This window comes from Burkholderia sp. APQ4-4ca (assembly GCF_057837105.1).
Window position 1 is genome coordinate 1 of record NZ_JBYQCG010000160.1, and the last position, 4,887, is coordinate 4,887.

The 4,887-nt window shown below is 65.3% G+C and carries 3 protein-coding genes; all 3 read left to right on the forward strand.

The window, feature by feature from the left end; all coding sequences use genetic code 11:
* On the forward strand, window positions 1-1,893 hold a 1,893-nt coding region (locus AC3IFE_RS18825; protein WP_489191542.1), incomplete at its 5' end, for an ImcF-related family protein.
* Window positions 1,894-1,900: 7 nt separating this feature from the next.
* The gene (gene tssA / locus AC3IFE_RS18830; protein ID WP_489191543.1) at window positions 1,901-3,481 is read left to right on the forward strand and encodes a type VI secretion system protein TssA; all 1,581 of its coding nucleotides are present in this window, start codon (window positions 1,901-1,903) and stop codon (window positions 3,479-3,481) included.
* Between the two features lie 9 nt (window positions 3,482-3,490).
* A partial coding sequence (gene tssF / locus AC3IFE_RS18835; RefSeq protein WP_489191544.1) for a type VI secretion system baseplate subunit TssF occupies window positions 3,491-4,887 on the forward strand: 1,397 nt, incomplete at its 3' end.

A 4,887-nucleotide genomic window follows, 5' to 3' on the forward strand; every position in this document is an offset into this window, starting at 1 on the left:
ACCGCGACCGTTCCGGGCGTTTACACGCGTGCGGCATGGGAGGAGCGCATCTCGAAGGCGATCGACGACGCAAGCGCGAAGCGCGACGTGTCTGGTGATTGGGTGTTGCGCCATGAAGGAAACGCCGTTGGCGCATCCGACAACAACGACAGTAACCTCCCTCCACCAACATTGAAAACCGAACTGCGCCAACGCTACTTCGACGACTACGCGCGCGCATGGGCGCTGTTCCTCAACAGCTTGCGCTGGCAATCCGCGCCGACGCTGTCGGCCACGGCCGACCAATTGACACTGCTCGGCGATTCGCAACGTTCGCCGCTCGTCGCGCTGATGAACGCGATCGTCTACCAGGCAGGCGCGGGCGCAAGTGCACAGTCACTCTCCGAGAGCCTGATCAACAAGGCGCAACAACTGGTCGGCGCCGACGAAAAGGATCCGTCGAAGCAGGCTCAACCGCAGCTTGCGCCGCTTGCCGCGGCCTTCGGCCCGATCCTGCGCCTGACCGGCAGCGATCTGGTGTCCGGCGCACCGGCCAACGGCAAGGCCGCCACTCAACTGGCCGCGACCGGCGACCTCGCTCTCGCGCGCTACCTCGAGCGGGTCACGGCGATGCGCCTGAAGGCATCGCAGATCGTCTCCGGCGCCGATCCGGATGCGATCGCGCGGCTGGCCGCTCAGTCGGTCCTGCAGGGCAAGACGTCCGATATTTCCGATAGCCGCGACTATGCGAGCCGCGTAGCCGCGAGCCTGGGAGAACAGTGGGCCGGCTTCGGTGCGCTGTTTCGTGCACCGTTCGATCAGGCGTGGCAAGTCGTCGTGCAGCCTGCGGCGGTGAGCCTGAACGAAATCTGGCGAACGGCGATCCTGGCCGACTGGAACAAGTCGTTCGGCGGCCGATATCCGTTCTCGGACGCCGACAACGACGCGTCATTGCCCGAGATGGCGCGCTTCATGCGGCCCGACAACGGCGTGATCGCCCAGTTCGTCGCCACGCAGCTCGCCGGCGTCATCGAGCGACAGGGCGATCGGTGGGTCGTCGCGCAAGGCGCCGACCAGGGCGCGCTTACGATCGATCCGGTCTTCCTGAGCGGCCTGAACAAGCTCGCGCGGGTCTCGACCGTGCTGTTCCCGTCCGGAGACGCGCGCGTGCGGTACGAACTGCAGGCAGTCCCGACGCCGGGCGTCACCGGCATGAAGTTCGTGCTGTCCGGGCGCGAACTGCGCTACTTCAACCAGAAGCAGGAATGGGTGCCGTTCGAGTGGCCGGGCCAGTCGCTCGAGAACCTGTCGCACATCGAATGGCAGACCGAGCAGGGCGGATTGCGCACGGCGCTCGACTCGCAGGGGCGCTTCGGCCTGATCCGGCTGCTGGAGCGTGCGAAGGTCGTCCAGCAGGACAACGCGCGTTACTTGCTGACCTGGATGCCGGACACGAGCCAAGGCATGCCGCTGAAGGTGCAATTGCGTGCCGAAGCAGGCGCGGGGCCGCTCGACGTACTCCAGTTGCGTAACTTTGCGCTGCCGGCGCGGATTTTCGTCACCGGGGCGGCGGGTACTGGGCCGAAGCTGTCGACAGCCAGCCCGCCGCCGTTGCCGGCTGCGGCAATCGCCGCGGCAAAGCACGCTGCCGTGCCGTTGCCGCCGGGACTTCCGGGTGCGATGTCGTTGCCGGATGAGCCTATGCCGGCGACGCCGGAACCGGCGCGTCGTCGAACCGTCGCGGTGGATTCGGCCCCCGCGGACGCGCGGCCGGCTACGTCCGCGATGAAGTCGCCCAAGGCCGATCCGGAGATGGCGGTGTCGTCTCTGGCGACAACGTCGATGTCCGCCGATGCTTCCTCCAAACCGTTCGGACACGCCCTCCAGTTGCTGGGCGACGCATTTGCGTTTTGAGACCTCCATGACGCTAGCCAATTTCGTAAAAACACTTGTCGGCGGTTCACGCATCGATTCACTGCACGAAGCGCGCCGGCATACCTGGGCGGCATGGCTTGCCCCGATACCTGGGGAGCACGCGCATGGCCGCGATCCCGGTTACGAGGATGCATTCTTCGAACTGAAGGACGAAGCGACCAAGCTGTCCGGAATCGACGACGGCCTGATTACCCGCGCATGCGAACAGCTTCTCAAGGAAACCGGAAAGGATCTGCGTCTGGTCGGTTACTACGCATTTGCGCGACTGCGTCAGGATGGTCCCACCGGGTTCGCCGACGGACTCGAGCTGGCCGCGTCGCTGGTCGACCGGTTCGGCGAGACCTTGCTGCCCGCGCGCGCCGAGGCAAAGCGGGCGGCGCTGGAAATGCTGTCGACCGCGCGAATGATCGAAACGCTGGACAGCCGCGGTGACTTCGGCGCCGCGGATCGCGAGCGCGCGATTGCAGCGCTCGAGGTACTCGTCACCCGCACCGGTACGTGGTCCGACGCCGCCCGTCCGAACCTGCATCCGCTGGCTGCCCGCTTCGGGAACAAGGACGAACCGGTTCGCAACGTGAGCCCGGACATGGCGATGCAGCAGACGTCCGCCTCAGCAAGCGCATCGAGCGGATCGATCGCATCGGCGCGCGACCTGCTCGATCATGCCCGCGCGATGTCGGCATGGCTGCGCGATCAGGAAAACGGCTATTTGCCGTCGGTGCGTATCGCGCGCGGCGTTCGGTGGGACACCTTGCACGACGTGCCGCCGTCGGATACCGCGTCGCACACGCGTCTGACGCCGCCACGCGCCGAATTGCGCCAGCAACTGAAGCGGCTCGTGCTGCAGAAACAGTGGCACGAACTGCTCGAGCGCGTCGAAGGGGCATTCATGGAAGGCGTGAATCACCTGTGGTTCGACCTGCAGTATTTCCAGCACGTCGCGCTCGATCACGTCGGCGCGCCCTACCATGCATGGAGCGAAGTGCTGCGCACGGACTTTGCGTTGTTCCTCGAACGATTGCCGGGCATCGAGCGGCTTTCGTTCAGCGACGGCACGCCATTCTCCGACGACACGACGCTCGAGTGGATCGCCCGCCACGCGGTCGTGCGCGACCTCGAAGCGGGCGAGACCGTCGCGCCGCTACCGGTCTCCGCGGATAGCGAGGGCGATGCGGGCGACTGGGCGGAGATCGAGGCGCAGGCTCGCGAGCTGGTCGCGAGCGACGGTGTCGAGGCCGCGTTCGCATGGCTTGATGTGCTGCCCGGCATGAAGACCGAGCGTCACCGTTTCCTGCGGCGGCTCGTGATGGCGCGCGTGGCCGATCATGCGGGGCGACCCGATGCCGCCCTCGCATTGCTCGTCGAACTCGATACGTCCTCACGTTCGCTGCCGGTGATGCGCTGGGAGCCTGCGCTGGCGTTCGAGGTCAAGCAGCAACTCGTGCGAGCGTTGAAAGCGACGAGCAACCGCAAGGATGCCGACAAACCGACGCTCGCGCGCCGCATCGGCGAACTGCAGGCGGAACTTACCGTGCTCGACCCGGCGCGAGCGCTGACTCTTTCGTAACGAGAATTCATGGCAAACGACGATCCCATCCTGCGCTACTACGAAGCCGAAATGCGCTATTTGCGCGAGTCCGGCAAGGAATTCGCGAAGGCGCATCCTGATCGCGCACGGCTGCTCAACCTCGACCGTGTCGGCGATCGCGATCCGTACGTCGAGCGGCTGTTCGAGGGTTTTGCCTTTCTGACCGGGCGCCTTCGGCAGAAGCTCGACGACGAGTTGCCGGAACTGACGGAAGGGTTGGTCAGCCTGCTATGGCCGCACTACTTGCGCATGATCCCGTCGTTGTCGATCGTGGAACTCATCCCGCTGTCGGAAAAGCTTCAGAAGACCGAAGTCGTGCCGGCAGGCGTATCGGTACGCTCCGCGCCGATCGCCGTGCCGCCGCCGGCTGGCGCCGAAGGTTTGTCGCCGAAGACCGTGCAATGCATCTACAGGACCACGCAAGCGGTCACGCTGCAACCGGTCACGGTCACGCATGCCGGGCCGACCGTGCGCCATGACGGTCGCTCGGTGATTCGGCTCGGCTTCTCGCTCGGCGGGTCGGCGCGCCGGATGGAAACGGATCTGTCCCGGTTGCGCCTGTACCTGAATGCGGATCTGCCGACGGCATTCGCGATGCACCTTGCGCTCACGCGCCAGGTCGACACGATTCAATTGCGCATTCCGGAGATCCGCGACGGCGAGGCGATGCCGCTCGCCGGCGTCACGATCGAGCCGGCCGGCTTCTCGGCCGAGGAACGACTGTGGCCGAAGGCCGATGCGGCTTTCTCCGGCTATCAGTTGCTGCTCGAATACTTCACGTTCCGCGAGAAATTCCTGTTCGTGGATCTTTGCGGACTGGACGTCACGAAGCTGCCCGAACGTACCACCCGGTTCGAGCTGGAGATCGTGCTGACGCAGGCCTATCCGTCGGACCAGCGCTTCAGCGCGGAAAACGTTCGGCTATTCTGCTCGCCGGTGATCAACCTGTTCGAGCTGGATGCCGAGCCGATCGAGATCGACCATCACGAAACCGAATATCGCGTGGTGCCGGCCGGCCATCAAGGCGAACATGTCGAAACGTATTCCGTCGACGCGATCGAGGCATTCGATCACGAAACGGCCGAGCGGTACGAATACGTGCCGTTTGCGACGTTCCGTCATCGTGGCGGCATGCTGCGCCACGAGGCGCCGGAGCGGTATTTCCATTCGCGCGTGCGCTCGGGCGTGACGGGGTTGCACGAAACGTGGGTGGTGCTCGGTGGTCATGCATGGGAAACCATGGAGGCGCTGCCCGAGGAAAGCCTGTCGTTGCGTGTGACGGGCACGAACGGATTGCTGCCGCGCAAGGGGCTGCGGGAAGCCAGTCTCGACGAACTCGCGACCAGTTCGCAGAACGTCACCGGGGTGCGCAATCTCGTCTCGCC

Bases quoted from the DNA above. Each gene is read 5' to 3' on its own strand.
- tssA (WP_489191543.1), top strand. From the start codon at position 1,901: ATGACGCTAGCCAATTTCGTAAAAACACTTGTCGGCGGTTCACGCATC.